Raw genomic sequence first — 25,926 nt, 5'->3', positions numbered from 1 at the left:
AGCGCCGATGAATGCCAGGCATGCCGCTGCCGCCGATCCGGCCCTCTCCCTGAAGGAAAATCAGGCTTTTCCCGGCGAATGGGGCGAGCAATGGCGCGCCGCGCGCCGCCGGATCGAGCAGGCGGGCTATGGCGGCGCGATCGCCGCCGCCTATCGCCGGCATGGCGTCGAACTGGCCTTGCTGGCGTCCCCGCAAGCCGCGCTCCGCCTCGGCCGCGCCGTCTCGGAACTGGCCATCCGCGCCGGCCGGCGGGCGGCCGCGGCCTTGCCCGAGGCGGCGCTTGCCGCCGCCGGGAAACCGGCAGAGCAGATGGTGCTGACGCGCTGGTTCGAACTGGTCGAGCTGGTTGCCCGCCAGGCGCCGGAATCGGTGCCACCGCTGCTGGAGGGCACCGGCAAGCTTCTGGCCATCCTCGATGGCGCCGGTTTCGAGGCCTTTGTCCGCATGGGGCTTGCCGCTGGGCGCGGCGATCCCGAGCGGCGCCTGCGCTTCTTCCGGCGCGAGGATGACGAGGCCCGCCATTTCCTTGACCGGGAGGCGGGCATGACCGACTTCCTGGCGCTGGAGGGACGGCTCAAATCCTATTACACGGCGCTATGGGGTCTGCGGCCGGCCATCCGCGAGGTGCCGCGCGAGGCACCCGACCATCTGCGCCGGCGGGTCGGCTTCGGCGGCGGGGTGGTTCGCGTGCCGGCGGCGTTCCCCGGTTTCAGCGCCGAGGACAGCCGCAATCTGTATCACGCCGCGCTGGCCCATGTCGGCGCGCACCACCGCTTCACGAAAAGCCCGTTTCCGGCCGGCAAGCTGAAACCGCTGCAGGTCGCCGTGATCTCGCTGATCGAGGACGCGCGCGTCGAGCGCCTCGCCATGGCCGAGCTGCCGGGCCTGGCCGCGCTGTGGCGTCCGTTCCATGGGGCACGGCCCGGTGGTGCTGCCATCGCCGTCGGCCTGATGGCGCGGCTGGCGCGCGCCCTGGTCGATGGCGATTACGCCGACCCGGACGGCTGGGTGGCAAAGGGCAGGGCGCTGTTCGAGGAGGCTTTCGCCGCCGACCCCGCCGACCAGGATTTCAGCCGCCGCATCGGCGGCCTGCTCGGCAACGATCTGGGCCAGATGCGATTGCAGTTCGACGCCAAGACCTATGTGGTCCAGCCGGCCTATCGCGACGACAATCTGGGCATCTGGGATTTCGCCGACCAGGAGGACCAGGCGGCGTTCGAGATGGAGCAGATGATCGAGACCGCGCGCATCGAGACCGAGGAGCGCGACGATGGCGAGCCGGACCGCCAGGAGCCCGATCCCGATCCACAGGACGAGGTCAACCGCGTCTCCCTGCGCGCCGAGGAGGAGAATGGCGTGCTGGTCGCCCGCTATGCCGAATTCGACCATGCGACGGGGCGCGAGCGGCCGGAATGGTGCGCCCTGCGCGAATACGCGCCGAAGACCGCCTCGGCCGCGTCGATCGCGCGGCTGCTCGACGAGCGCGCCGATCTGACCCAGCGCCTGACGGCCCTGATCAGCGCGTCGCGCATCAGCCGGCAGGAGCGCGTGCGGCGGCAGACCGACGGCGAGTTCCTCGACATCGATGCCTGCATCGAGGCGTCGATCACGCGGCGGATGGGGCAAACGCCCGACCCGCGCGTGCACGGCCGCTACGAGCGGCGCAGCCGCGATCTCTGCGTGCATCTGCTGATCGACGTGTCGCGCTCGACCGGCGAGAACGTGTCGGGCGCGGCACGCACCGTGCTCGACATCGAGCGCCACGCCGCGGCCCTGATGGCGCAGGCCATGGACGGTCTGGGCGATCCGTTCGCCATCGCCGCCTTCTGCTCCGACACGCGCGAGGATGTGCGCTATCTGCGCGTCAAGGATTTCGCCAAACCCTATGACAGCGCGGCGCGGGCGCGGCTGGCCGGGCTCGAGAGCGGCCTGTCGACCCGTCTCGGCGCCGCCATCCGCCATGCCGGCGCCGATTTGCGCTCTCAGCAGACTTACCGCCGGCTGCTGTTGCTGATCACCGACGGCGAGCCGTCGGATGTCGATGTCGATGATGGGGATTACCTGGTCGAGGATGCCCGCGCGGCGGTCCATGCGCTCAACCGCGACGGGATCGACGTGTTCTGCATCGCGCTCGATTGCGATGCCGAATCCTATGCCGAGCGGATTTTCGGACGCCGCAACGTGGTCGCGTTCAGCGCCATCGAGCGCCTGCCGGAAAAGCTGCCCGCCCTCTATCTTCGTCTCACCGCGTAAGGCGGAGCGGGCGAGGTCGAACCAACGGACTGCATGCAGCGCCGAATGCCGCGCCCGTTTGGGGCTATCGGGCGCGGCGACGCTGCATCAGGAACCGTTGAGGAGGGCCGGCGAGGGGATCGCCGGCCCTCCGTCCGTCAGGCGCCGTTGTGCCTGCCGATGAAATCGAGCACGACCGTGTTGAAGATTTCCGGCCGTTCCCAGTAGGCGGAGTGGCCCGAATCCGGCACCAGGTATTTTTCTGCGCCGGGAATGCGGCTGTGCACCAGGCGCATCATCGACGGCGGCGTGTAGAGGTCGGCGTCGCCGGTCAGCACCAGCACGGGAACCTTCCAGGCCTCGACATGGTCCCAGGTGACCTTGTTGGCATAGCCCTGGCTCTTCATGTCGGCGATCTTCGCCTTGTGCTCCAGCTCGTTCCAGCGCGCGCGGCCTTCCACGTCCAGATGCCGATAGGAGGGTCCGAGCTCCTTGAAATCGCCGGGCAGCGGTCCGAACTCTTTCGGCCACAACAGGCCGTAGATGGCGCGGTAGTCGTCATTGGTGATGCCGACGATGGTGTTGGCGAGCACCAGCGACAGGAGGCGATCCTCGTGGGACACGGTGAAATCCGTGGCGATCATGCCGCCGGCGGCCGTGCCGAGCAGATGGAATTTGTCGAGGCCCAGATGGTCGACGAGCTTCAGGAGATCGTCCGAGCCGTTGCCCGGCTTGTCGAGGTCGCCGACCTTCGAGTTGGCCCGTCCGCGGCGCGAATAGCCGATCATGCGGTAGCCGGCCTTGGCGAAGACCGGCTGCTGATAGCCCCAGACGAGACCGCTGCCGGTGCCCGCATGCAGGAAGATCACTGCATTGCCGGTACCGCCCGTGTCGAAATACCAGATCTGGTGGCCGTCGCCGACATCGACCAGTCCTTCGGTCTGCGGCGCGGGCTCGGGCAGCGGCACGGGAACGACGCCGACATCGTCCATCGTCTCGGCGGCACGGGCGTTTGTCGTGGCCGTCATGCCGAGGCCGCCGGCGGCCACCGTCATGCCGAGCAAGGCGCTGGCGCTCAACGCCTGCCGGCGGTCCATCAACGGTCCTCTCGAATGTCTGCTGTCCCTCATCGTTCTCTCCCTCATGATTGCTCTTGTTGCCGGCGGCGACCGCATTTTCCGCGTGTCGGCCGGGGTGTTTCGATGTTCTGAACAAAGGTGGAAACGGTCAAACAAGTTATTCGCAAGCGCGCTTGACAATTCCTCGCACGCCGCGTTTCCGGTTATAAGTCATTGTTTTTTCTGGCTCTGAACATGCAGGGAATGGCGGCGGCCAGCCCGACGAGCGCAATCGTCAGCAAGGAGCGGCGCATGCCGATCGCGTCGGCCAGCGCGCCGAAGATGACGGCGCCGGCCGCGTTGCCCCCCATGCCGACGAACAGCCACAGGCTGACCACCCGGCCGCGATAGGCGTCGCTCGTCTCCAACTGGATCGCCGATTGGGTGTAGATCGAGGTGAAGGTGCCGGAGGCGCCCATGACGAACACCATCAGCATCGCCACCCACCAGTGATCGATCGCCGCCAGCCCGCAGACGGCGAGAATGCCGATCAGCATCCACACCCAACTGCGGCGCATCAGATCCGCATGCGGCCGCCGGCCGCCGTCGAGCATGATGACGGCACCGGAAATGAGGGCGCCGGCGCCGGCGGACGACAGCATCTGCCCGAGCCCGCGCGCGCCGCGGCCGAACATGCCGTCGGCGACCGCCGGCAGCACTTCCAGCGCGCCGCGGGCGATCACCGCCGCGATGAGCGTGACGACCATCGCCTGGCGGATCATCTCGCTGCGCAGCACGTGGCGCGCGCCCTCGCGCAATTGCGCCAGGAGCGGCGTCGGCCCATCCTTGCTCTCTTCGCGCAGGCGCGGCCTGAGAAACAGGATGGCCACCAGCATCGGCAGGGTCATCGCCAGGCTGATCAGCATGGCGGGGCCCGGCCCGAGCCGCTCGATCAGCAGGCCGCCGACGGCCGGGCCGAGCAGCCGCGCGATGTTGAAGTTGATCGAGATCAGCGTGATGGCATTGGGGATGTTGCTCTGCGGCACCAGCAGCGGCACCAGGGTGAGGCGGATCGGGTGGTTGGCGCTGGCCGTCAGGCCGAAGGCGAAGGCGATCGCCGCCAGCCCGGCAATGTCGAGCGCGCCGGCGGAATGGACGGTCCACAGGGTGAGCATGATCAGCGCCAGGAGAATTTGCGTCACCACCGCGCCGCGGCGGATGTCGATGCGGTCGGCCAGGACGCCGAAGAACGGCCCGGCGAGCAGGGTCGGGGCGAACAGCAGCGACGAGACGATGCCGACCCAGGCCGCCGAGCCCGTATAGGACCAGGCGAGCCAGCTCATCAGGATGCGGTTGATCCAGATGCCGTTGAGTGAGAGGAAATTGACGCCGAGATAGAGGCGGAAACTGCTGCTGCCGAGCGCTGTTGCGGTCATGTTCGTTCACATCTGCCCGCGCGGCTGCGGGGCGGTCTCTCAATCCTCAAAGCAAAGCGCCGGGCGGTCAAACCAGTAAATCGCAAGCCCGTTTGACAATTTCTCGCTGCGGCAATCCCGCTGCCTCACTCGGCCAGGACGATCGCGTCTTCCAGATCGAACCGGGCGAAGACCCGGTCGCCGATGCCGAGCGTTTGGCGCGGGTCCGAATTGGCGGTGATGACCGTCTGGTCGAGGCGGATCTCGTAGCGGCGCATATTGCCGAGGAAGGCGACATCCGAGATGACGCCCTCCAGGCCGTTGCCCGTGGTTGAAGCGCCGGCTTTCACCAGGCCGACGGCGATGGCTTCGGGGCGGATCGACACCGTCACCGCGCTGCCCCCGTTCAGCGCGCCGCCGTCGGTCGTCAGGCAGCGGAAGGCGGCGCCCGACGGCAGGCGCACGGTGGTGGCGGCGTTGTTGCCGGATTTGCCCGTGGCGATGCCCCTGACCAGGTTGGTGTTGCCGACGAAGGAGGCGACGAAAATGTTCTTCGGCCGGAAATAGATGGATTCGGGCGCGCCGATCTGGACGACATGACCCTTGTCGATGACGGCGATCTGGTCGGACATCTCGAATGCCTCGGCCTGGTCGTGGGTGACGTAGATGGTGGTCACGCCGATCTGCCGCTGCAGGCGCTTCAGTTCCTGGCGCATGGTCTCGCGCAACGAGGCGTCGAGATTGCTCAAAGGCTCGTCGAGCAGGAGCAGCCGCGGTTCGCGGACGATGGCGCGGGCGAGCGCCACCCGCTGCTGCTGGCCACCCGACAGGCGCGTCGCCGACCGGTCGGCGAACTGGTCGAGCCCGACGGTCGCCAGCGCCTTTTCCGACAGGGCGCGGATCTCCTCGCGCCCATAGCTGCGGTCCTTGGCGACGCGCAGCGGAAAGGAGACGTTCTCGAACACGGTCATGTGCGGCCAGATCGCGTAGGACTGGAAGACCATGCCGATGCCGCGCCGGTTGAGCGGCACGGCTATGCCGCGATCGGCGTCGAAGAACGTGGTGCCGCCGACCTCGATGCGCCCTTCGTCGGGCTGCTCCAGGCCGGCGATGCAGCGCAGCGTCGTGGTCTTGCCGCAGCCGCTCGGTCCAAGCAGCGTGAAGAAGGTTCCTTCCGGCAGGTTGAAGTTCGCTGCGTGGATGCCGCCGGCGATCTGCTCGCTGGTGACATAGATCTTGCGCAGATTCTCTACCGTGACGCCGTTTCCATGCATGTCGTGCCTACCCAAATGTTTCGGTGGAGCCGCGCCGTTCCAGATACTGGAAGATGCTTGCCACGATGACCATCAGCACCGTCCACAACAGGCCCAGTGCGCTGAGCTCGCCCGCCTGGCCGTTTTGCCAGAGATCGAGCATGGCGACGGCGATGACCTGCGATTGCGGGCCGGCCAGAAGCACGGCGATCGACAGTTCGCGCGACGCGATGAGAAAGATGAACAGCCAGCCGGCCATCAGCGCCGGCGACAGGAGCGGGGCCGTGATGCGGCCGAGCGTCTGCAATACGCCGGCGCCGGAGGCTTCCGATGCCTCCTCCAATTCCCTGTGCAGTTGCAGAACGCCCGAATAGGCGTAGCGCATGCCGTAGGGCATGTAGCGGATGAGATAGGCGAAGCCGATCAGCCACACCGTGCCGTAAATGGAGAACGGCATGCGCAGCGACATGTCGAGCACCGCCACGCCGAGCACGATGCCGGGGAAGATCAGCGGCACGGTGGCGAGCTGGTCGACGATGCGGCCGCCGAACCGCCGCCTTGCCGCCAGCCAGCCGGCGAGGCCGGTGAGCAGCATGGCGGTGGTGGCGGCGAAGACCGAGACGAGCAGCGTGTTGACGGCCAGCGTCAGATAATAGGGCGCCGTCAGGACGGCGATGAAATTGTGCAGGCTGAGCGTCTTCATGCCGGCCAGGGTGACCGGCGCGACATAGGGCGTCAGCGCCATCCAGACGAGCGCCATCAGCGGCAGCGCCAGCACGATCAGGAAGATGACGACGATGACCGCGCCGGCAACCGGCCGGGCGGCGCCCAGATCGAACGGGCGCGGCCGAAAACCCTTGCCGGTGATGCTGGCATAGCGGTCCGCCTGGCGGGCGATGCGGCCGTAGAAATGGATCAGCACGGCGATCAGCACGAGCATGACGACCGAGAACGAGGCCGCGTGGCCGAGCTGCGGCGGAAACTCCTTCACCGCCAGGTAGATGTCCGTGGTCAGCACCTGGACCTTGCCGGGAATGCCGATCAGCGCCGGCACCTCGAAGGATTCGATGTTGCGGATGAAGACGAACATGGCGAGCGCCAGGATGGCCGGCCAGGCGAGCCGGAGCGAGATCAGCCGGATCGTGTCGAACACCGACGCGCCGTTCATCCGCGCGGCTTCCTCCATTTCGGCGTTGGCCATGCGGAAGCTCGCCGCCATCAGGAGGAAAACCAGCGGCGACCACAGGAACCCCTCGACGACGATCATGCCGGTCAGCGTATAGGGATCGAACAGCACGCCCGACCCGCCGCTGAGCCAGCGGTAAAGCTGGTTGACCGGGCCGGCGCGGCCGAGAATGTACAGCCACGACATCACGTAAAGCACATAGGGCGTGCCGAGCGAGACGATCGCCGTCAGATAGGCCAGCCGCTTGAACGGCGTGTTGGTCCGCTCCACCAGCCAGGCGAGCGTGCCGCCGAGCAGCAGCGAGATCAGCGTCGCGCTGGCGGCGAAAACCACCGTATTGAACAGCACGCGAATGAAATCCGTGTCGCCGGCCAGGTCGCGGTAATGCGCCAGGGTGAAGCCGCTGCGCGTGCCGTCGAGGCCGATATCGGAAAAGCTGAGCTCGACCAGCGTCAGGATCGGCGGGATGACCAGCAGGGCGAGCAGGACGATCAGCACCAGCGCCAGAACCCGCACGGGACCGCCGATGCCGCCAAGGATCCGGCCTGAGGGCAGCCAGGTTCGCAACACCGCGCGCCCCGCGCGCGATGTCGCCGTCAAGGATGTTTCCTGGGTCATGCCTAGTCGAACAGTTCTTTGTAGATCGCCGTCCATTTGGGCAGGTTTTCCAGCGCCGCCTCATTTGTGATGACCGTCACCTTGAAGCCGCCGCCCTCCGCCTTCAAGGTCGGCTCGGCCGCCGGCACGCCGGGATGGGCGGGCAGGTAGTTGGCCTTCTGGAACACCATCTGCCCTTCCTCGGACAGGATGAAATCGACGAACAGCTTTCCGGCCTCCGGATGCGGGCTGTTCTTCAAAAGGCCGACATAATTGCCGGTGCTGATCAGGGGTTCGACGCGCAGCCAGGTGACGGGCGCCCCCTTGGCGGCGCTGATGACCGTGTGGTGGTTGAAGATCATCAGGCCGATCGAATGCTCGCCGGCGATCACCTGATCGAGGACGACGCGCTGGCTGGCCGGCACCTTGACGATGTCCTGCGCGGCGAGCCGGCGCAGATAGTCCATGCCCTTCTCCTCGCCATAGACCGTCAGGATGTTGCCGATGAAGCCGGGTGGGCCGTTCGGCGTCAGGTCGGTCGTCCAGGCCATCCTGCCCTTCCATTTCGGATCGAGCAGGTCGTCATAGGTTTTCGGCCGGTCGGCCTCGGGCACCAGGTCGGTGTTGACGCCGACGGTCAGCGTGGCGACGTTGATCGCGTGGAAGCGCCCGTCGGCATCCTTCAGTTCGGCCGGATAGGCGGTGGCCGCCTCCGGCGCGTAGGCAACGAGCTTGTCGAGCGGCATCACCTGGAAGAAAGCCGAATTGCCGTCGAAGGCGTCCGCCTGGACGCTGTTGGCGCGGATTTCGTTCTGCAGCTTCAAAGCCATCTCGCCGGCCGGCGTGCGCGAATAATGCACCTTGATGCCGTATTTCTGCTCGAAAGCCTCGGCGACCGGGCGCACCAATTGGTCGACGATCAGCGAGGAGTACCAGACGACCTCGCCCTCCTTCTTCGCCGCGTCGATCAGCGCCTGGTCGGCAGCCGAGGCCGGGGCGGTGAGGCCCGCCGCTGTCAGACCGGCGGTGAGGGCGATGGCGCGCCACAGCCTGTGTGCCTTGTCGGTGTTCATGTCTTCCTCCCATTGTGAAAATTGTGTCAGGAATCCGCTCGCGGTTCTCCCGTGTCGCGGCGGATGGCCGGCGAGAACGATGCCGCCCGCATGATCCGCGTTTCCTGGGCCGTGAAGGACCCGGTGTTCATGCCGCGGAAGGCGATCCAGTCGGGGTCCTGTTCCAGGTTTTCCCGCCGCGTTTCGCGGTCGGCCATGCTGGCATAGGCCCACAGCGAGATGACCTGGTTGAGCGGGCCGATCTCGCTGATGAAGAAGCCGACCAGCCCGCCCAGATGACGCTGCTGGACCGGCAGGCCGAACTTCTCGTAGCGTTCGAGATACTCGTTCATCCTGCCATGCGGGATTGTGTAAATTCGTTGCTCGACGAGCATGCGTACGCCTCTATTTCGGTTGGTCTGTCTGGGGTTTGATGCCGGGGCGGGCGGCAAGCTCGTGCAGCGTCCGGCCATTGGCGATCATCTCTTGCCGGCGCCGTTCATCGGCGGCGATGGCCCGCGCGCGGGTGAGGATGTCGGCCAGCGCCGCATGCGGCACGAAGCAGATGCCCGTATCGTCGGCCACCACCAGATCGCCCGGGTGGACGGTGACGCCGCAGATCGTCACGGCGACATTGATGGCAACGGTCTCGATGCGCCATTTGCCGGTTACTGGCGTCACCCCGCGCGCCCAGACCGGCAGGTCGCGTTCGCGGCTCGCCTCGACGTCGCGCACCGCACCGTCGACGATGATCGCCGCTTCGCCCTGGCGCCTGGCGATTGCCGCCGCGATGCCGCCGAGGCTAGAAACGCCGTCGACGCCCTGAATCACGGTCACATCGCCGGGCCTGGCCAGATTGTGCGCCTCGATATCGGCCAGCCGGTTGTCGGCCGCCGCCACGGCCTCGGCCGGCGTGTCGCCGCGCGCGCGGTTGAGAACGGTGATCACCGGGCCGACGACGCGTCGGCCGGCGAGTGTCGGACGCAATTCGGAGCCCGCCACCGCGCCGCTCAAGCCGGCCAGGTCCATGGCATCGGAAACCATGCCGGTCAGGTCCGGCAGGGCGCGGAAACCGTCGAGGATGTCGCTTGGGATGGGCGGCAGGGTGAGGCGGCCGAACGCCGCCGCGGGAAGCCTGCCCAGCGTTTTGCGCGCCGTGTCCGTCATTGCGCCGTCAACCCGCCATCGATCACCAGGCTCGATCCGGTCATGAACCCGGCGTCGTCCGAGGCGACGAAGATGATCGCCTTGGCGACGTCCTCGACGGTGCCGAACCGGCCGATCGGATGGTTGGCGAGCGCCAGCGCACGGGCTTCGGCGACGTCGCCGGAGGGAAGCTTCCTCGCCCGCGCGGCGAATGTCTGCCTGCCTTGCGCGGTCTCGATGACGCCCGGATGCACGGCATTGACGCGGATGCGGTAGCCCTGCCGGCCGAAGGCGAGCGCCGTCGACTTGGTGAACAGGGCGATGCCGCCCTTGGTCATCGAATAGAGCGGGTCGACCGGCGAGCCGACCAGGCCGGAGACGGAGGAAAGATTGACGATGGCGCTGCCCTCTGGGCTGGTTCTGCCGCGGGCACGCAGGGCGGGCAGGGCATGCTTGGTGCCCAGGAACACGCCTTGCTGGTTGACGGCGGACATGGCCTGCCAGTCTTCCAGGCTGGCCTCCTCGACGTCGCGACCGAACAGGATGCCGGCATTGTTGACCAGGATGTCCAGCCCGCCGAACAATTGCTCGGCCAGCGCGACGGCCGCCATCCAGTGGGCCTGGCTGCCGACGTCGAGATGGATGTAGTGCGCCGTGCCGCCGGCCTGGACGATCTCGTCTGCGACGGCGGCACCCTCGACGTCGCGCACATCGGCGAGAATGACGCTTGCGCCGACCTCGGCCATCATCCGCGCCGTGGCAGCACCGATGCCGATGGCCGCCCCCGTGACGAGGGCGATCTTGCCGTCCAGACTGTTCACCTGATTGTTCTCCCCGACACTGCGAACGTCATCGCGCGCCATCCATGGGCGGCGCTGCACCGGAGCCGATCTAGGGGTGTTTGATGCTATAATTCCAAGACAATATTTCGATAGGCTTGATGCCGAAACGGCATGGGTATGCTCCACGGGCTTCGGTAGAGCATTCGAAGATTGCGGCTGAAGAAGCAGCTTTCGCCATGCCTCTCATTTGGAAACGCGCACCGACGCGATCGATCTATGCTGGTTCGGCATCAAGCCTATCGAAATATTGTCTTGGAATTATAGCGCAAAACCTCCGTAGATCGCAGCCTGCGGACATCGCCCGCGCCGCGCCGGCCCATCGATCGCCGTCGCTGCTTTCGGCCGGCAGGGCTACCACATCCGCGTCAACCGAACTCGGGGGGAGTACATGACACAGGACACATTTCGCCGCTGGCTGGGCTCCGGCCTTGCCGCCGCCCTGCTGCTGGCATCGGCGGCGGCCGCATCGGCCCAGAGCGAGGCCGAGCTATACGAGGCGGCCAAGGCCGAGGGCAGCGTCAACTGGTATACGGGCCTGGTGCAGAACCAGGTCGTGCGGCCGATCATGGCCGGCTTCGAGGCCAAATATCCCGGCATCACCATCAATGTGACGGGCGGGCGCGACAATGATTTCCTGACCAAGATCCTGTCGGAGGCGAAGGCCGGCAAGCTGGAAGCCGACATGACCGACGGGCCGTCCGTCTTCGGTCCGCTCAAGGATGCCGGCCTTGCCGCCGCCTATCACGCGGAAAACGCCGCCGGCGTTCCCGACCAGTACAAGGACGCCAACGGCGAATGGACGGCGCTGATCGTCTATTTCCTGGTGCCGGCGATCAACACGGAGCTGGTCAAGCCGGAGGACGAGCCGAAATCGCTGCAGGACCTGCTCGACCCGAAATGGAAGGGCAAGATCGCCTGGTCGGGAGAAATGACCGTCGGAGGGCCTCCCGGCTTTATCGCCGTGGTGTTGTCTTCCATGGGCGAGGAAAAGGGCATGGCGTATCTGCGCGAATTGGCGAAACAGGAGATCGCCACGATCCCGTCCAACCCGCGTGTCGTCCTCGACCAGGTGATCGCCGGCCAGTATGCGATCGGCCTCGTCACCTACAACCATCATTCGGTCATCAGCGCCGGCAAGGGCGCGCCGGTCAAATGGCTGCCGATCAGCCCGGCCATCGGCGCCATGGCCCGTTCGGTGCTGATTGCCGGCGGGCCGCATCCCAACGCCGCAAAGCTGTTGATCAACTATCTTCTGTCGCCGGAAGGCGCCGAGGTGATCCGCGAGGCGAATTACATTCCGGCCAATCCGGCGATCGAGCCGAAGGAGCCGAAACTGAAGCCGGAGAATGGCGGGTTCACCGCCGTGGCGCCGACGCCGGAGGAGGAAAAGCAGGATCTGCAGAAGTGGATCGCCGTCTACAAAGAGCTGTTCCAGTAGGCGCGGCGGCGGCGGGAGCGGTGGCATGAGCAAAGCCGGTGATCTCGCCGCGCGGCCGGGCCGCCTCTCGCCGGGCTGGTTCAACCGGGCCGGGCGCGGGCTGCCGTCGGCGGTCCTTATCGGCGTCCTGGCCCTGTTGACGGTGCCGCCGATCGTCGTCCTGCTCGACACCAGCCTCAGCGACGAGGGCGCGGCAGGCTATACGCTGCGCCATTTCACCGGTCTGTTCGCCGACCCGCGTTTTTACGCCAGCGCCTGGAACTCGCTGCTGTTCTCGACGCTGTCGACCTGCCTGTCGATCGCCTTCGGCGGGGTGCTGGCCTGGGTGGTGGTGCGCACCGACGCACCGTTGCGCTGGCTGGCCTACGTCACCGCCGTATTGTCGCTGGGCACGCCCTATGTGCTGCATGTCGCCGCCTGGCTGTTCTTCCTCGGCCGTTCCGGCCCGATCAACGAGTTCTACCGCAATTTGACCGGCGAGGCGGGCGTGCTGCTCAACGTCTTCTCTTTATGGGGCATGGTGCTGATCCAGGGCATGCTGTGGTCGCCGCTGGTGTTTTTGCTGTTGTCGGCCACCTTCCAGCGCTCCAATGCGGAGATGGAGGAAGCGGCTCGCATGAGCGGCGCCTCGGTGGCGCGCACCATGTGGTCGATCTCCATGCGGCTTGCCTGGCCCGCCATCACCGGCATGGCGCTGTTCGTCTTCATCCGCAACCTGGAATCCTTCGACGTGCCGGTTCTGGTCGGCAGTCCGGGCCAGGTCTACCTGCTGACCACGGACATCTATCTGAGCATGACCGAGATGCCGCCGCGCATGGGCCACGCCAGCGCCTTCTCGCTGCTTCTGATCGCCATCCTGACCGTCCTCCTCATGTTCTACAATCGCTTCTCGGCCAATGCCGACCGCTATGCCAGCGTGACCGGCAAGGGGTATCGCCCGCGCCTGTTCAATCTCGGTCGCCACCGCTGGCTGGGCACGGCGGTGGTGCTGGTGAACTTCCTTCTCGTCCTGGCGCTGCCGCTGCTGGTGTCCCTGTGGATCGCCCTGTCGCCCTATGTGCAGCCGATGCGCCTGTCGGCGCTGAAATCGCTCAGCCTGGAGAATTTCGCCATTGTCCTGACCGACCCGCATTATCTGCAGCTCGGCATCAACACGGTGCTGGTGGCGGCCGGCGCGGCAACCGCCGCCGTCGTCCTGGCGGTGCTGTCGGCCTGGCTGGTGGTGCGCCGCTGGCCCGGGGGCCGGGTGGTCGAGCAGCTTGCCGCCATCCCGATCGTCTTTCCCGGCATCGTCGTCGGCGTCGCCCTGATCATCATCGCGCTCAACCTGCCGGTGCCGCTCTATGGCAGCCTGACCCTGATCATGCTGGCCTTCCTGATCCGCTTCCTGCCCTATGGCATGCGCTATGCCCATACGGGCATCCTGCAGATCCACCACGAGCTGGAGGAGGCGGCGGCGGCCTCGGGCGCCAGCCAGCCGCGCGTGCTGGCCAGCATCGTCCTGCCGCTGCTCCTGCCGGCGCTGGCCTCGGCCTGGGTCTTCATCTTCCTGCTCGGCGCCAATGAACTGTCGATGTCGGTGCTGTTGGCGGGCGCCCGCTCGCAGGTGATGGCCGTCGCCATGTTCGAGCGCTGGAGCAGCGGGCAGAGCGTCGAGGTGTTCGCGCTCGGCCTCGCCTGGGCGGCGTTCATGACGCTCCTGATGGCGCTCTTCTACGGCGCCGGGCGGCGCTTCGTCTCGATCGACCGGGGGCAGCAGGCGTGAGCGGGCCGAATGCGGTCGTTTGCGCCAACGGGCTGTATAGTCCGCACTTTCGGCGGCGAGAGAACGGACGCGCACGATGAAATCCTATTCGCATTTCGACATAACGGGCCTGCACTATTTTTCGGTCGTCGCCGAGGAGCGCAGCTTTTCGCGCGCATCGGCGCGGCTGCGCATCGCCCAGCCGGCCATCAGCCGCAAGATCAAGGCGCTGGAACAGGATCTTGGCGTGCAGCTCTTCACGCGGCACACGCGCGGCGTCGACCTGACGGAGCCGGGCGAGAGCCTGCTGCGCAACGCCTACGGCCTGTTCCGCCAGATCGAGAATCTGCGCGACCACGCGGTGACCTCCGGCGACACGCCGCGCGGCGTGGTGACCATCGGCGTCCTGCCGACGCCCGGCGAGTACATCATTCCACGCCTCGTCGAACAGTCGCGAAAACTCTATCCGGAGATCAAGTTCCGCATCGTCGAGGGCTACAGCGGCGATCTGCATTCGATGCTGATCAACCAGGAGATCAACATCGCCGTCATGCACGCGCCGATGCCGCATCCCGACATCGTCGTGCACGATCTGCTGATCGATTATCTGTGCCTCGTCGGCCGCGCCGGAACGCTGAACAAGCCGGCCTACAGCTTCGACGAGGCGGCGGCCTTCTCGCTGATCCTGCCGGAGGGGCCGAATCTCCTGCGCCTGCGCATCGACCAGATCGCCCAGGAGCGCAACATCCGGCTCAACGTCAACCTCTTGTGCAACGGATTCTGGCTGACCAAGGCGATGATCCGCAACGGGCTCGGCCACACCATGGTCACCTTCGGCTCCGTCGTCACCGATCTCGAAAAGGGCGATTTCGACGTCGCCCTGATCAAGGACCCGGACGTTCCCTGGCCGCTGGCCGTCGCCATGCGCGCCGACCAGCACCGGCGCCTGTCGCTGATCGTCGTCAAGGGCCTGATCGAAACCATCGTCGCCGAACTGCGCTCGAACCACATCTGGAAGCAGATGCCGGACGCGGCGCGCATCAATGGAGAAAGCTGAATGACGACTGTCGAAATCGCCGCGCCGGCGCAAAACCTGCTCGGCGAAAGCCCGATCTGGTGCGAGCGCACCGGACGCCTGTTCTGGGTGGACGGCCGCGCGCCGGCCTTCCTGTCGCTCGATTCGGCGACGGGTGCGGTTGCCAGCCATGCGATGCCGGAGACGATCGGCAGCATCTGCCTGACGGAGACGGGCGGCCTGCTGGCGGCCATGACCAGCGGCGTGTTCCGCCTGTCCATGGACGGCGCGGTCGGCGCCAGGGTGGCGGCCCCGCAGCCCAACCATCCCGACAACCGCTTCAATGACGGGCGCTGCGACCGGCACGGCCGCTTCTGGGTCGGCACGTTGAACGACCGGGAGCGGGTGGCGACCGGCGCGCTGTGGCGGATCGATGCGGATTTTTCCGCAACGCTGATGCAATCGGAGATCATCGTGCCCAACAGCCTGGCGTTCAGCCCCGACAACCGACGCATGTACATGTCCGACACCTACCGGCACGAGATCTATGCGTTCGATTTCGACATCGATGACGGGACGATCCGCAACAAGACGCTGTTTTCCGACCTGAAGGGCGGGCCGGGCAGGCCGGACGGCTCGGCGATGGACGCGGAGGGCTGCCTGTGGAACGCCGAATACGCCGGCGGGCGCGTGGTCCGCTACACGCCGGACGGCGGGGTCGACCGGGTGATCGAGCTGCCCGTGTCGCAGGTCACGTGCTGCGCCTTCGGCGGGGTGGGGCTCGACGAACTCTACATCACCACGGCCAGGCAGCGCCTGAGCCCGGAGCAACTGGCGGCCGAGCCGCTGGCCGGCAATCTGTTCGTCGTCCGGCCGGGCGTGCGCGGGCTGCCCGAAGCCCGCTTCGCCGGCTGAAATCCCACGGAAGTACCGAACGGAATGTGCAATGAAGCCTGAAATCCTGCTCACCGCGCCGGTCGAGCCGCGCCTGCAAGCCGATCTCGAAGCCGTCTACCGCGTTCACCGGCTGTGGGAGGCCGCGGACAAGCCGGCCTTCCTCGCCGCGATCGGCAAGGGCGTGCGCGGCGTCGTCACGCGCAGCGTCATCGGCGCCGATGAGGCGCTGATGGCCGCCCTGCCGGGGCTGGAGATCATCGCCGTGTTCGGCGTCGGCACCGACGCGGTCGACCTGGCGGCGGCGCGGGACAGAGCGGTCCGTGTCGCCAACACGCCCGGCGTTTTGACCGAGGACACGGCCGATTACGGCATCGGCCTGCTCCTGGCGCTGGCGCGCCGCATCGTCGAGGGCGACCGCTATGTGCGGGCCGGCAAATGGCCCGCCGGCCTGCTCGCCAACTCGACCCGCGTGCATGGCAAGAAACTCGGCATTGTCGGCCTCGGCCGCATCGGCTCGGCCGTCGCCCGCCGCGCGCAAGCCTTCGGGATGGACATCCGCTACAACGGTCCGCGCGCCAAACCGGTGAGCGCCTGGACCCATGTGCCGGATCTGGCCGCGCTCGCCGCCCAGGTCGATTTCCTCATTCTTACCTGTCCGGGCGGGCCGCAGACCGCCGGCATCGTCAATCGTGAGGTGCTGGCCGCGCTCGGCCCCGAAGGCATGCTGGTCAACATCGCGCGCGCCTCGGTGATCGACGAGAAGGCGCTCGTGACCGCGCTGGAGACGGGCGCCATCAAGGCCGCCGCACTCGACGTCTTCGCCGACGAGCCGAACGTGCCCGAGGCGCTGCTGGCCATGGACAATGTGATCGTCGAACCGCACATCGCCAGCACGACGGTCGAGACGCGCATGGCGATCTGCGACCTGGTCCTGGCCAATCTGGCGGCGCATTTCGCCGGCCGGACGCCGCCCGGCCTGGTTGGCTGACCGCAGCCGCCGGCGCTCCAGGCACGTTTCCACCGATCCCGACGTCGCCTCCCGCCGAAACGCACAATTCGGCTGGAGGTGGTGATTGCGCGCGTCTGCCGTCCTGAAGAAATTTCATTGAAACTCATTCAAGTAACTTGAAAGAGACTCCATCCTTGTTTAGCATCCCCGTCGTGCCCGCCGGCAAAGAGGATGCCGCGGGAGCTTTTGGGGGAGGGGTGCGTGGGCGATCGGCCGGTCGGAGACCGGAACCGCTGCTCGGCGCAGTCCCTCAGGGATGCGATCGGATTTCATTCATCGCCAAGCGGAGGGAACCACATGATGAAGACGACCAGGCGCAAATTTCTCGCAGGCTCGACGGCGGTCGGCATTGCCGGCGCGATCGGCACGTCGGCCCTGTTCAACAAGGCCTTTGCCCAGGCCAGCAACACACTGATCTTTGCCGCCGCCGGCACGGTCACCGGCAGTTGGGATCCGAGTTCGCACACGGTCGCCCCGCAGATCACGGCGGAAGGTTTCGTCTTCGGCCGCCTGACGCGCTGCCCGATGACGCCGGACAATCCGGGCGAGATCCTGCCCGACCTCGCCGTGAGCTGGAGCCAGCTCGACGAGCATACGCTCGAATACAAGCTGCGCGAGGGCGTGACGTTTCACGACGGCAAGCCGTTCACCGCCAGGGATGTGAAGGCGACGTACGAATACGCCTCCGACCCGTCGCGCCCGGCATCCGCCTGGTATCCCGGCCGCGTCGACGTGGAGGTGGTCGACGACCACACCGTGCGTCTCAACACCGCCAAATACGGCTATCCGGCGCTCAATTTCTGGTATGTCGTCAGCTTCCTGCCGATCCTTTCGGCCGACGATGTGGCCAATCCCGAGACGCTGAAGCAGCGGCCGAACGGCACTGGCGCGTATCAATATGTCAGCACCAATGGCGACCAGATCAATTTTCAGGCGTTCGAGAATTATCATGGCGGCAAGCCGGCCATCGACAATCTCGTCTGGGCCTATGTGCCGGACGCCAACACGCGGGTTCTCGGCTTGCTCAATGGCCAGTACCATCTGACCGAGCGTCTGGAACCCGAGCAGTACGTGTCGCTGTCGAATGAGGCCGGCATCAAGACCGACCGCTCCCTTTCCAGCGAGAACAAGTATCTTCACTTCCGCTGCAACAAGCCGCCCTTCGACGATGTGCGCGTCAGGCTCGCCGTCTGTCACGCGATCGACCGGTCGCAGGTGCTGGAAGTGGTCGGCGAGGCCGGCCAGGCCTCCAATTGCCATATCTCGCCGGTGAAATTCGGTTTCACCGATGTGGCGGGCTATCCCGAATACGATCCGGCGAAGGCCCAGGCGCTGCTCGCCGAAGCGGGATATCCCAACGGCCAGGGCCTGCCGGAGATCGAGTACATCACCTCGGTCGGCTTCTATCCGAAAACCCGCGAATATGGCGAGTTGATCGCCGCGATGCTGCAGGAGCAGGGGTTCCCGATCAAGCTGACGACGCTCGAACCGGCCGCCTGGGAAGAGCAATTGTACCGGCGCGCCGACGGACAGGGGCCGGGGCACATCATCGATGTCGGCTGGATCACCGGCTCGCCCGAGCCCGACCTCGTCCTGCGGCCGAACTATTATTCGCAGTTCGCCCTGGTCAACGGCATCAGCGATGCCGAGATCGACGCGTCGCTCGACAAGGAACGCGGCGCGACGACGACGGAGGAACGCCTGACGATCCTGCAGACGGAGACGCTGCCGCTGATCGCCGCCAAGGCGCCGAGCATCTCGCTCTTCTCCTCGGTCTTCCTGCGCGCCATGACCGACAAGCTCGATGGCGTGTTCTTCTTCCCGAACGGGCCGATCGACCTGACCCAGGCCAGATTCGTCTGAGCCCGGCCTGATCGGATTTTGCGGGGATGCCGGGCAATCCGGCATCCTTCCTTCAGCCGTCAGGGCATCGGCAAGCCTCGACCGGGACATTCTGAATGGCATTTGCAATCGAGTTCTTCTTGCGGCGCTTGAGCCAGGGACTGCTCATCGTGCTCCTCGTCGCATTCGTGATCTTCACGCTTCTGCGCGTTGCGCCGGGCGATCCCATCCGCATCATTCTGGGGCCCATGGCGACAGCCACGGCCATGGAGGAGACCGCGCAGAAGCTTGGCCTGCGCGATCCGATTCCCGTGCAGTTCGGCCGTTTCGTGCTCGATGTGGCGCAAGGGGATTTCGGCCGCTCCTTCATCCGCGGCAAGCAGGGCGGCGCCAGCGGCGGCTCGCAGGACGGCGCCATGGACATGGCCGACCGCGCGCCGGTGATGGGCCTGATCGCCACCGCGCTGCCCTACACCTTGCTGCTCGCCGGGCTCGGCCTCGTTTTCTCGTTCCTGATCGCCGTCCCGATCGGCCTTGCGGCGGGTCTCAATGCCGGGCGATGGCAGCAGAAGCTCGGCCTCTACGTCTCGTCCCTGTTCGTTTCGCTGCCCAACATCTGGGTCGGCGTGGTCCTGATCTATCTCCTGTCGGCCAAGAGCGGATTGCTGCCGGCCATCGGCTATCGCAATTTCGCCTATGCGATCATCCCGGCGATCGTCGTCGCCGTGGAGATGTCGCCGGTCCTGATCCGCGCCATCGCCGTGTCGATCGCCTCCAACGTCCAGGAAGCCTATTTCGACATCGGCCAGGTGCGCGGCATCGGCCGCAACCGCATGATCTACCGCCACGTCCTGCGCAACGCCGCCGTCCCGCTGCTGAACGTCTTCGGCGCGCAGATGATCGGCATGCTGCTCGGCGGGCTGTTCGTCGTCGAGTACATCTTCAGTTTCCCGGGCATCGGCCTGTTGACGATCAACGCCGTCTTCCAGCGCGATTTTCCCATCATCCAGGCGGTGGCCATCCTGGCGAGCGCCGTTCTTGTCCTGATCAACATCCTCGTCGATTTCGCATCGACGACGATCGACCGGCGCTTGAAGTTTTGAGGCGGGCACGAGCATGAGCGACATCGCACTTACAGCCCGCCCGAAGAACCGCGGCGTCACCGCGCGCATCGTCGCCGGCGCCTGGTCGTCGACGGAAATGAAGATCGCCGTCTGCATCTTCCTGGCGCTGGCGCTGATGACCCTTCTTGCGCCGCTGGTCATCGACGCCTCGGCGACGAAGATCACCGTTGCCGACCGCTTCCTGCCGCCGGTCTTCATGGAGGGCGGCCGCTTTCCCTATCTGCTCGGCACCGATCAGCTTGGCCGCGACCTTCTCCTGCGCTCGCTGATCGGCCTGCGCAACGCCTTGGCCATCGGCGTGGTCAGCGTTCTGCTGATCTTCGTCATCGGCTGCGCGATCGGCATCTATTCCGGTTATCGCGGCGGCTGGGTGGATGTGGTGCTGATGCGCATCACCGATGTCCAGATGTCGATCCCGGTGATCATCCTGGCGATCACCATTCTGGGCATGTCGCGTCCCACGGCCGTGACCGTCATCCTGGTGCTGGTGCTTGCCGGCTGGCCGACCTATGCGCGCGTCGCCCGCAGCGTGACGCTTGCCGAACGGCAGAAGGAATATGTGCGGGCGGCGAAAATTCTCGGCGCCTCGGACCTGCGCATCATGGCGCTGCACATCGCGCCGTCGATCCTGCCGTCGATCGCCTTCGTCGCCGTGCTCGACATCGCCCGCATGATGATCTTCGAGGCGATCTTCGGCTTCATCGGCATCGGCATCCAGCCGCCGACGCCGACCTTCGGCACGATCATCTCGGCGGGAACGCAGTATCTCCTCAATGCCTGGTGGATCACCATCGTGCCCGGCTGCCTCCTGGCGCTGGCATTGACCAGCCTCAACCTGATGGGCGGCGTGCTCGAGCGCTCGCGCAACCTCGTGCTGCAGGGAAAACTGTGATGGCCGCTGAACCGCTCGTCAGGGTCGACAATCTTTCGGTCACGCTCGCCGGGCGCGGGGGACAGGGGGGCACCCGCCCGGTTCTGTCGGACATCAGCTTCGATGTAGCGCCGCGCTCGGTGCTCGGCATCATCGGCGAGAGCGGCTCTGGAAAGACGGTGCTGTCAAACGCGCTCGTCAACTGGGTCCAGGCGCCGCTGAACATCGCTTCGGGGCACATCTTCTATGGCGGGCGGGACCTTCTGGCCCTTCCCGAAACGGAGATGGCCAAGCTCAGGGGGCGGGAGATCGCCTATATCGGCGCGAACCCGACGGTGGCGCTCGACCCGACCGTCCCGGTCGGCCGCCAGATCGTCGAGAAGCTGATGGAAGTGGAGCCGGGGATCGCCCGCGCCGCCGCGCGCCGCCGGGTGATCGAAACGCTCGACGCCGTCCGTATTCCTTCGGCGGGCCGGCGTTTCGACGAATATCCGTTTCAGTTTTCCGGCGGCATGATGCAGCGCGCGATGATCGTCGATGCGCTGGTCTCCAATCCCAAGCTGCTTGTCGCCGACAACATCACCCAGCCCCTCGACGTGACGGTCGCCGCACAGATCATCCGGCTCCTGCGCGATCTGCAGAACGACTTCGAAACCGCCGTCGTCTTCATTTCGTCGGCGCTCGGCGTGGTGTCGGACATTGCCGACGACGTGCTGGTCATCAATGCCGGCCGCATCGTCGAGCGGCAGCCGGCCGGGGCGCTGACCCGTGCGCCCGAGCACGCCTACACGCGCGCGCTGATCGAGAAAGTTCCGCGCCTGTGGACCGGGGCGCAAACGCCGGCGGCCAGCCATGCGGCCGATGTCGTTCTGGAGGTTCGCGATGTCGAGCGAACCTATGTCGTACCCGACCGGACCACGCTTTTCGGCGAAAACCGGGTGCGCGCGGTGCGCGGCGTCAGCTTCGACGTGCGGCGTGGCGAGAGCTTTGGCCTGATCGGCGAATCCGGTTGCGGCAAGTCGACGCTTTCGCGCCTTCTGTCGTCGATCGAGCCACCCGACAAGGGGGCGATCAGGGTCGGGGGGCAGGACATTGCCGGCCTGCGCGGCAAGCCGCTGCTGGAGATGCGCCGCCGCTTCCAGCTCCTCCTGCAGGATCCCTACAATGCGATCGCAGCCCACGCCTCGATCGGCCGCACAATCGAGGAACCGCTGCGCATCCACGGGCTGGCCAGTGGCGCCGCGCTAAAAGCCCGGGTGCGCGACGTGATGGCCGAGGTCGGCCTGCCGGCCGATCTTTATGACAGCCTGCCGGTGGGCCTGAGCGCCGGCCAGCGCCAGCGCGTCAACATTGCCCGCGCGCTGGCGCTGGAGCCGAGCCTGATGATCCTCGACGAAACGCTGTCGGCGCTCGATCAGGTGGAGCAGGCGCGTCTGCTTGCCCTGTTCGAGACGCTGCAACAAAAGCATGGCATCACCTATCTCTACATCTCGCACGATCTCGCCATGGTGCGCCGGGTCTGCGCCCGCATCGGCGTCATGTATCTCGGCCGCATCGTCGAGCTTGCCGACAATGCGGCGATCTTCGAGAACCCGCGCCATCCCTATACGCGGGCGCTGCTGAGTTCGGTGCTGACGGTGGAGCCGAAACCCTTCCTGCCGGAGACCTATCTGCTGGAGGGCGAACCGCCGGACCCGATCCACATCCCGCAGGGCTGTTCGTTCCGCAGCCGCTGCCCGTTCGCCTTCGACCGCTGCGCGCGGGAAGACCCGGCGCTCGTGTTCGACGGAGCGGGAGCGGCAGCCGCGTGCCATCTCGCCGACGGCCAATTGCCTCAGGCTGCGCCGCTCATCGCCGCAGGCGGGCATCCGATCCCGCCAGCCAACTGACACGAAGCCAGCCAACCATGACCAGCAAGGCCCCCGATCCAGCGGATTTCCTCAGAGAGCGGCTTCCGGTCCACCGGGAGTGGCGCCGGCATCTGCACAAGCATCCCGAGACCGCCTTCAACGAGCACGAGACATCGGCCTTTCTCGTCGAGCGTCTTTCGGCGATGGGGCTGGAGGTGGCGCACGGACTGGCCGGTACGGGCGTGGTCGCGACCTTGAAGGGCAGGTCGCCAGGACCGGCGATCGGCCTGCGCGCCGACATGGATGCGCTGCCGATCAGCGAGACGGGCGTCATGGCGTACCGTTCGGTCAATGCGGGCACGTCGCATGCCTGCGGGCATGACGGGCACATGACCATGCTGCTGGCCGCCGCCGACTATCTGTCCGGGCAGGCCGATATCGGCGGAACGGTGCATTTCGTCTTCCAGCCGGCCGAGGAGGCGGCCGGCGGTGGCCGGCGCATGGTCGAGGAGGGCCTGTTCGAAACCTTTCCGGTGGACCGCATCTTCGGCCTGCACAACTGGCCCGGCCTGCCGCTCGGGCAGGTGGCGGTGCAGCCGGGGCCGATGATGGCGGCGATGGACCTCTTTTCGTTTCATGTGCATGCGCGCGGCGTCCACGCCGCCATGCCGCATCTGGGCACGGATGCGATCGTCGCCGCCGGCGCGCTTGTCGGCAGCCTGCAGACGATCGTCAGCCGGGTGACTGACCCGAGCCGGGCCCTGGTGCTTTCCCTGACGCAAATCCACGGCGGGGAATCGCTGAACGCCTTGCCGGACCATGTGGAACTGCGCGGCACGCTTCGCTATTTCGACGCAGAGACCGGCGCGACGGCGCAGCATCGCATGCGCGAAACCGCCGCCGGCGTGGCGCGCAGCCACGATGTGGCGATCGATTTCGACGTCTGGCCGGCCTATCCGGTGACCAGGAACGACGCCGCCGCGAGCCGCGTGATGGCACGGGCGGCGCGGCTGATGCCGGACGCGCCTCCACTGGTCGGGCAGTTTGCGCCCAGCACGGCGTCGGAGGATTTCGCCTTCATGCTGCAGGCCCGGCCGGGCGCCTATGCCTGGATCGGCAATGGCCGGGAGACGGCGCTTCACAATCCGGCTTTCGATTTCAACGACGACCTCATTCCCATCGGCGCGCGCTACTGGATCGAGGTGGCGCGCGCCGCGCTCGGTCAAGCCGACGCAACACGAATTCAAGCAGTAAGTTCATCGCAGGGAGACGACCAATGAGACTTGCCGGAAAACGGGCCCTGATGATCGGCGCGGCGACGGGCATCGGCCGCGCCGCCGCCATCGCCTTCGCCGGGAACGGCGCCAAGCTGGTGATCGCCGACATCAATGTGGAAGCGGCGAACGAGGCGGCGGAAAGATGCCGTGAAGCCGGCGGCGCGGCGATCGCGCTGGCCTGCGACGTACGCGACGAGGCGAGCGTCAAGGCCGTCGTCGACAAGGCAGAGGAGGCGCTTGGCGGCCTCGACACGCTCGCCTTTTTTGCCGGGCTGCAGCGGACCGGGCCGATCGAGGCCTTCGATGCCGCCACCTGGGACGCGATCTTTGCCGTCAATGCGCGCGGCACCTTCTTTGCCGCCAAACATGCCGGCCCGGCGATCCGCCGCGCCGGCGGCGGCAGCATCATAACGACGTCCTCGCTCGCCGGCCTGAGGGGCGCGGCGGGCATGGTCTCCTATGCGGCGGCCAAGGGCGCGGTGATCGCCTTCACGGTCGCCCTTGCCCAGGAACTCGCGCCGGACAACATTCGCGTCAACGCCGTGCTTCCCGGCTGGATCGACACGCCGTTCAACGATCCGGCCATCGCCCTGATGGGCGGCGTCGAGGCGCATGCGGAAATCGTCCGGCGCATCGTTCCGCTGGGGCGTCAGGGAACGCCGGAAGAGGTGGCGCCGATGTATGTCTTTCTTGCTTCGGAGGAATCGCGCTACGTGACCGCCAAGTCGATGATGGTCGATGGCGGCATGGCGCACTGACCCATGCGGCGGCAAGGCGTTGCATTATTTGAACCGCTTGGGCTTATATGAACGGCCCGCATCAGGTCTGCGGAAGAACGGGCAGGGCGGCGCAACGGGGCGCCGGATAAAAAGCCGCGTGGGAAAAGAACAATGAAAAGAAGCAAGGACGCTTCACCGGTCGATCTTGGCGATGCGCGGCGCGACCTGGGGATCAAGCTCAAGCTGGCGCGCCAGACCAAGGGGTTCACCCTGAAGGAACTGGCCGAACGCGGCCATTGTTCGGAAAGCCTTCTGTCGAAGATCGAGAACGGCAAGGCCATGCCGTCGCTGCCGCTGGTTCACCGTCTCGTACATGCGCTCGAAACCAACATCAGCTGGTTGTTCGAGGAGCAGGGACCGCAGGACAACATCGTTTTCCGCAAGGACGAACGGCCGTTCATCTCTCTGGAAAGGAGCAACGGCCGCACCAGCGGCGTCATGCTCGAGCGGATCATCCCGTACAAGGAAGGGCATCTGCTTCAATGCAACATCCACCATCTGGAAGTGGGCGGGCGCAGCGGCGGCGCCATCACCCATGAGGGCGAGGAAGTGGGCTATGTGTTGACCGGCAGCGTGGCGCTGGAAGTCAACGACCAGACCTATGCGCTGGAAGCCGGCGACGGGTTCTGCTTCCGCTCGAGCAATCCGCATTGCTATCGCAACATCGGTTCCGAGCCGGCCAGCGTTCTGTGGGTTTGCACGCCGCCGACTTTTTGATGCCCTGGCCGGCGGTGTCGCCGGTGGGAGAGCCCAGGACAAGGGGGCGGAACCCGTTTGGCGGTCCGGTCCCGGCAAGTCACTTTCGCCGCAGTTCAGTACCGCTCTATCTCCTTGTCTTTCCGCATCGATGCGGACGTCAGGTGATGCCGCCTGATTGCAAAATGCCCTAACGGCGCCTGAGTGCGGTGACTTCAAGCTCCACCAGCATTTCCTCTTCGGCCAAAGTCACGATGACCGTGGTGTTGGTGGGGCGCGGGTCCCGAAAGGTTTCGCCCAGGATCCGTGACGCCGGCAGGATGTCGTCGCGCTTGGTCAGGAACACCCGAATGCGCACCACGTCGGCCAGGCTGGCATCGGCCTGGGCCAGGGCAGCGGCGATGTTGTCCAGGGCTTGCCGGGTCTGCGCCTCGACCCCCGCGGGGATGGCGCCGGTCTTGAAATCATAGCCCACCGTGCCGGACACAAAGATGAAATCGCCATCCACAACGGCACGGCTGTAGCCGGCCATTTCTTCGAATTTGGAACCGGACGAGATGGTGTAGCGGGCGTTCTTGTTCATTCGGGATCCTCTGTAGCAT

At 66.3% G+C, this 25,926-nt stretch carries 22 protein-coding genes; 13 read left to right on the top strand and 9 right to left on the bottom strand.

Annotated features, from left to right (window positions below; genetic code table 11):
- The first annotated feature begins 7 nt into the window (after positions 1–7).
- Positions 8–2,254, top strand: a complete 2,247-nt coding sequence (locus tag AB843_RS08335; protein ID WP_048646334.1) for a nitric oxide reductase activation protein NorD — start codon at positions 8–10, stop codon at positions 2,252–2,254.
- Positions 2,255–2,391: 137 nt separating this feature from the next.
- Here the strand turns inward: AB843_RS08335 and AB843_RS08330 are convergent, their stop codons facing one another.
- The 8 genes from AB843_RS08330 to AB843_RS08295 form a co-directional block, all read right to left on the bottom strand.
- Positions 2,392–3,363, bottom strand: coding sequence for an alpha/beta fold hydrolase (locus AB843_RS08330; RefSeq protein ID WP_157384461.1), 972 nt, complete (start codon positions 3,361–3,363; stop codon positions 2,392–2,394).
- 152 nt (positions 3,364–3,515) lie between these two features.
- Complete coding sequence (locus tag AB843_RS08325) at positions 3,516–4,727, bottom strand: MFS transporter (protein ID WP_048646332.1); 1,212 nt, start codon at positions 4,725–4,727, stop codon at positions 3,516–3,518.
- Between the two features lie 125 nt (positions 4,728–4,852).
- Positions 4,853–5,980 carry an ABC transporter ATP-binding protein gene (locus AB843_RS08320; RefSeq protein ID WP_053086110.1) on the bottom strand — a complete coding sequence of 376 codons (1,128 nt, stop codon included), beginning with the start codon at positions 5,978–5,980 and terminating at the stop codon, positions 4,853–4,855.
- Positions 5,981–5,987: 7 nt separating this feature from the next.
- Positions 5,988–7,745, bottom strand: a complete 1,758-nt coding sequence (locus AB843_RS08315) for an ABC transporter permease (RefSeq protein ID WP_244467925.1) — start codon at positions 7,743–7,745, stop codon at positions 5,988–5,990.
- A gap of 20 nt (positions 7,746–7,765) precedes the next feature.
- Positions 7,766–8,815, bottom strand: coding sequence for an ABC transporter substrate-binding protein (locus AB843_RS08310; protein ID WP_048646331.1), 1,050 nt, complete (start codon positions 8,813–8,815; stop codon positions 7,766–7,768).
- A gap of 26 nt (positions 8,816–8,841) precedes the next feature.
- A complete protein-coding gene (locus AB843_RS08305) occupies positions 8,842–9,189 on the bottom strand; it encodes an NIPSNAP family protein (protein WP_048646330.1) in 348 nt (115 codons plus the stop codon).
- A gap of 10 nt (positions 9,190–9,199) precedes the next feature.
- Positions 9,200–9,961 carry an RraA family protein gene (locus tag AB843_RS08300; RefSeq protein WP_053086109.1) on the bottom strand — a complete coding sequence of 254 codons (762 nt, stop codon included), beginning with the start codon at positions 9,959–9,961 and terminating at the stop codon, positions 9,200–9,202.
- Positions 9,958–10,761: an SDR family NAD(P)-dependent oxidoreductase gene (locus AB843_RS08295; protein ID WP_087587070.1), complete on the bottom strand. Its 804-nt coding sequence runs from the start codon at positions 10,759–10,761 to the stop codon at positions 9,958–9,960. Before AB843_RS08295 ends, AB843_RS08300 begins: the two co-directional genes overlap by 4 nt.
- 409 nt (positions 10,762–11,170) lie before the next feature.
- Here AB843_RS08295 and AB843_RS08290 point away from each other — a divergent pair, with 409 nt between their 5' ends.
- The 12 genes from AB843_RS08290 to AB843_RS08235 all read left to right on the top strand — a co-directional run bounded on the left by AB843_RS08290 (position 11,171) and on the right by AB843_RS08235 (position 25,345).
- A complete protein-coding gene (locus AB843_RS08290) occupies positions 11,171–12,220 on the top strand; it encodes an ABC transporter substrate-binding protein (RefSeq protein WP_048646328.1) in 1,050 nt (349 codons plus the stop codon).
- Between the two features lie 25 nt (positions 12,221–12,245).
- The gene (locus AB843_RS08285; protein WP_082143711.1) at positions 12,246–13,985 is read left to right on the top strand and encodes an ABC transporter permease; all 1,740 of its coding nucleotides are present in this window, start codon (positions 12,246–12,248) and stop codon (positions 13,983–13,985) included.
- 76 nt (positions 13,986–14,061) lie between these two features.
- On the top strand, positions 14,062–15,021 hold the full coding sequence (locus AB843_RS08280; RefSeq protein WP_048646327.1) for a LysR family transcriptional regulator: 960 nt from the start codon (positions 14,062–14,064) through the stop codon (positions 15,019–15,021).
- The gene (locus tag AB843_RS08275; RefSeq protein ID WP_048646326.1) at positions 15,022–15,894 is read left to right on the top strand and encodes an SMP-30/gluconolactonase/LRE family protein; all 873 of its coding nucleotides are present in this window, start codon (positions 15,022–15,024) and stop codon (positions 15,892–15,894) included.
- Between the two features lie 31 nt (positions 15,895–15,925).
- Positions 15,926–16,864, top strand: coding sequence for a 2-hydroxyacid dehydrogenase (locus tag AB843_RS08270; protein ID WP_048646325.1), 939 nt, complete (start codon positions 15,926–15,928; stop codon positions 16,862–16,864).
- Between the two features lie 321 nt (positions 16,865–17,185).
- Positions 17,186–18,748 carry an ABC transporter substrate-binding protein gene (locus tag AB843_RS08265; protein WP_206412831.1) on the top strand — a complete coding sequence of 521 codons (1,563 nt, stop codon included), beginning with the start codon at positions 17,186–17,188 and terminating at the stop codon, positions 18,746–18,748.
- Between the two features lie 95 nt (positions 18,749–18,843).
- Positions 18,844–19,830, top strand: coding sequence for an ABC transporter permease (locus tag AB843_RS08260; protein ID WP_048646323.1), 987 nt, complete (start codon positions 18,844–18,846; stop codon positions 19,828–19,830).
- A 13-nt stretch (positions 19,831–19,843) separates the two neighbouring features.
- The gene (locus AB843_RS08255) at positions 19,844–20,743 is read left to right on the top strand and encodes an ABC transporter permease (RefSeq protein WP_048646322.1); all 900 of its coding nucleotides are present in this window, start codon (positions 19,844–19,846) and stop codon (positions 20,741–20,743) included.
- Positions 20,743–22,611 (top strand): dipeptide ABC transporter ATP-binding protein, encoded by a 1,869-nt coding sequence (locus AB843_RS08250; protein WP_048646321.1) that lies wholly within the window; start codon positions 20,743–20,745, stop codon positions 22,609–22,611. The genes AB843_RS08255 and AB843_RS08250 overlap by 1 nt, the downstream gene beginning before the upstream one ends.
- Before the next feature lie 17 nt (positions 22,612–22,628).
- Complete coding sequence (locus tag AB843_RS08245; RefSeq protein ID WP_048646320.1) at positions 22,629–23,852, top strand: M20 aminoacylase family protein; 1,224 nt, start codon at positions 22,629–22,631, stop codon at positions 23,850–23,852.
- Complete coding sequence (locus AB843_RS08240) at positions 23,849–24,607, top strand: SDR family NAD(P)-dependent oxidoreductase (protein WP_087587063.1); 759 nt, start codon at positions 23,849–23,851, stop codon at positions 24,605–24,607. Before AB843_RS08245 ends, AB843_RS08240 begins: the two co-directional genes overlap by 4 nt.
- 132 nt (positions 24,608–24,739) lie before the next feature.
- Positions 24,740–25,345: a cupin domain-containing protein gene (locus AB843_RS08235; RefSeq protein ID WP_048646318.1), complete on the top strand. Its 606-nt coding sequence runs from the start codon at positions 24,740–24,742 to the stop codon at positions 25,343–25,345.
- 169 nt (positions 25,346–25,514) lie between these two features.
- Here the strand turns inward: AB843_RS08235 and AB843_RS08230 are convergent, their stop codons facing one another.
- Positions 25,515–25,907: a Rid family hydrolase gene (locus tag AB843_RS08230; protein ID WP_048646317.1), complete on the bottom strand. Its 393-nt coding sequence runs from the start codon at positions 25,905–25,907 to the stop codon at positions 25,515–25,517.
- Between the last annotated feature and the right edge of the window lie 19 nt (positions 25,908–25,926).

The organism is Nitratireductor soli (genome assembly GCF_001050155.1).
GTDB classification, from domain to species: domain Bacteria; phylum Pseudomonadota; class Alphaproteobacteria; order Rhizobiales; family Rhizobiaceae; genus Nitratireductor; species Nitratireductor soli.
The sequence above is the reverse complement of the archived record's forward strand: the minus strand, read 5'-3'. Positions and strand labels throughout refer to the sequence as shown.

What these genes read in the sequence shown, in the direction of transcription:
- AB843_RS08335 (WP_048646334.1), top strand. Translation starts at nt 8, where the DNA reads ATGAATGCCAGGCATGCCGCTGCCGCCGATCCGGCCCTCTCCCTGAAG.
- AB843_RS08330 (WP_157384461.1), bottom strand. Translation starts at nt 3,363, where the DNA reads ATGAGGGACAGCAGACATTCGAGAGGACCGTTGATGGACCGCCGGCAG.
- AB843_RS08325 (WP_048646332.1), bottom strand. Translation starts at nt 4,727, where the DNA reads ATGACCGCAACAGCGCTCGGCAGCAGCAGTTTCCGCCTCTATCTCGGC.
- AB843_RS08320 (WP_053086110.1), bottom strand. Translation starts at nt 5,980, where the DNA reads ATGCATGGAAACGGCGTCACGGTAGAGAATCTGCGCAAGATCTATGTC.
- AB843_RS08310 (WP_048646331.1), bottom strand. Translation starts at nt 8,815, where the DNA reads ATGAACACCGACAAGGCACACAGGCTGTGGCGCGCCATCGCCCTCACC.
- AB843_RS08305 (WP_048646330.1), bottom strand. Translation starts at nt 9,189, where the DNA reads ATGCTCGTCGAGCAACGAATTTACACAATCCCGCATGGCAGGATGAAC.
- AB843_RS08300 (WP_053086109.1), bottom strand. Translation starts at nt 9,961, where the DNA reads ATGACGGACACGGCGCGCAAAACGCTGGGCAGGCTTCCCGCGGCGGCG.
- AB843_RS08290 (WP_048646328.1), top strand. Translation starts at nt 11,171, where the DNA reads ATGACACAGGACACATTTCGCCGCTGGCTGGGCTCCGGCCTTGCCGCC.
- AB843_RS08285 (WP_082143711.1), top strand. Translation starts at nt 12,246, where the DNA reads ATGAGCAAAGCCGGTGATCTCGCCGCGCGGCCGGGCCGCCTCTCGCCG.
- AB843_RS08280 (WP_048646327.1), top strand. Translation starts at nt 14,062, where the DNA reads ATGAAATCCTATTCGCATTTCGACATAACGGGCCTGCACTATTTTTCG.
- AB843_RS08275 (WP_048646326.1), top strand. Translation starts at nt 15,022, where the DNA reads ATGACGACTGTCGAAATCGCCGCGCCGGCGCAAAACCTGCTCGGCGAA.
- AB843_RS08270 (WP_048646325.1), top strand. Translation starts at nt 15,926, where the DNA reads ATGAAGCCTGAAATCCTGCTCACCGCGCCGGTCGAGCCGCGCCTGCAA.
- AB843_RS08265 (WP_206412831.1), top strand. Translation starts at nt 17,186, where the DNA reads ATGAAGACGACCAGGCGCAAATTTCTCGCAGGCTCGACGGCGGTCGGC.
- AB843_RS08260 (WP_048646323.1), top strand. Translation starts at nt 18,844, where the DNA reads ATGGCATTTGCAATCGAGTTCTTCTTGCGGCGCTTGAGCCAGGGACTG.
- AB843_RS08255 (WP_048646322.1), top strand. Translation starts at nt 19,844, where the DNA reads ATGAGCGACATCGCACTTACAGCCCGCCCGAAGAACCGCGGCGTCACC.
- AB843_RS08250 (WP_048646321.1), top strand. Translation starts at nt 20,743, where the DNA reads ATGGCCGCTGAACCGCTCGTCAGGGTCGACAATCTTTCGGTCACGCTC.
- AB843_RS08245 (WP_048646320.1), top strand. Translation starts at nt 22,629, where the DNA reads ATGACCAGCAAGGCCCCCGATCCAGCGGATTTCCTCAGAGAGCGGCTT.
- AB843_RS08240 (WP_087587063.1), top strand. Translation starts at nt 23,849, where the DNA reads ATGAGACTTGCCGGAAAACGGGCCCTGATGATCGGCGCGGCGACGGGC.
- AB843_RS08235 (WP_048646318.1), top strand. Translation starts at nt 24,740, where the DNA reads ATGAAAAGAAGCAAGGACGCTTCACCGGTCGATCTTGGCGATGCGCGG.
- AB843_RS08230 (WP_048646317.1), bottom strand. Translation starts at nt 25,907, where the DNA reads ATGAACAAGAACGCCCGCTACACCATCTCGTCCGGTTCCAAATTCGAA.